The organism is Brasilonema sp. UFV-L1 (assembly GCF_012912105.1).
Lineage (GTDB): Bacteria > Cyanobacteriota > Cyanobacteriia > Cyanobacteriales > Nostocaceae > Brasilonema.
In genome coordinates, this window is record NZ_QMEA01000297.1 from 1 (window position 1) to 856 (window position 856).

2 protein-coding genes are annotated in these 856 nt (G+C 43.7%); both read right to left on the reverse strand.

Annotated features, from left to right (window positions below; all coding sequences use genetic code 11):
• Positions 1–17: 17 nt before the first annotated feature.
• A complete protein-coding gene (locus DP117_RS34240; RefSeq protein ID WP_169222588.1) occupies positions 18–200 on the reverse strand; it encodes a hypothetical protein in 183 nt (60 codons plus the stop codon).
• Positions 201–216: 16 nt separating this feature from the next.
• A partial coding sequence (locus tag DP117_RS34245; RefSeq protein ID WP_169222589.1) for a HEAT repeat domain-containing protein occupies positions 217–856 on the reverse strand: 640 nt, incomplete at its 5' end.

The following is an 856-nucleotide window of genomic DNA, read 5'->3' on the forward strand; positions in this document are numbered from 1 at the left end:
TGTGTACAGAAATCAAGTTACAGCTTCCAACCCCTCTCAAAAGATTCTATAAAACCTGGAATATCGAGTAATTCTTGGGTTGCGTCTTCACTTTCTTTCTCTGCTAGATAAGCTAGAAAATCAGCAACTAGTTCTAGGCGTTCTGAAGATAATCCATCAAGATATTGGTTGATTTTCTCACGAATTGTAGTGTTGTTCATATTTTTAGAGCTTCTTCTACTTCTCTAATTCTGCCAACTTCTTCTGAGCAAACTCCCGCACTTGCTCATCGGGGTCATTCTCCGCTCTGTCGCGCAACAGTGGTAAAGTTTGGGAATTGTGAGGATGTTGTTTGATAATGATCTCAAGTGCTACTCGCCGAGGATTGGTTTCATTGTTTTCCTTGCGCTCAAAGGGATCGTTGATAGCGCAGTTATGGTAAATATCAAACAACTCAGGCAGATAGGTGAAATTTTTACCTAAAGCTTTGACTGCTGCATATCGCACATTCCAACTATCATCATCAGTAGCGCGAGTTTTGAGGAAGGCTAAAGTATCAGCGTCATCTTTGTAGTTGCTGGCTAGAGCTTGGACTGCTGCACGTCGCACAGCCGAATCATCATCAGCAGTAGCGCGAGTTTTGAGGAAGGCTTTAGTATAGGCGTCATCTTTGTAGTTGCTGGCTAGAGCTTGGACTGCTGCACGTCGCACATACGAATCATCATCATCAGTAGCGCGAGTTTTGAGGAAGGCTTTAGTATAGGCGTCATCTTTGTAGTTGCTGGCTAAAGCTTGGACTGCTGCAACTCGCACATGCGAATCATCATCATCAGTAGCGCGAGTTTTGAGGATGGCTAAAGTATCAGCGTCATCTTTG

What these genes read in the sequence shown, in the direction of transcription:
- DP117_RS34240 (WP_169222588.1), bottom strand. Translation starts at nt 200, where the DNA reads ATGAACAACACTACAATTCGTGAGAAAATCAACCAATATCTTGATGGA.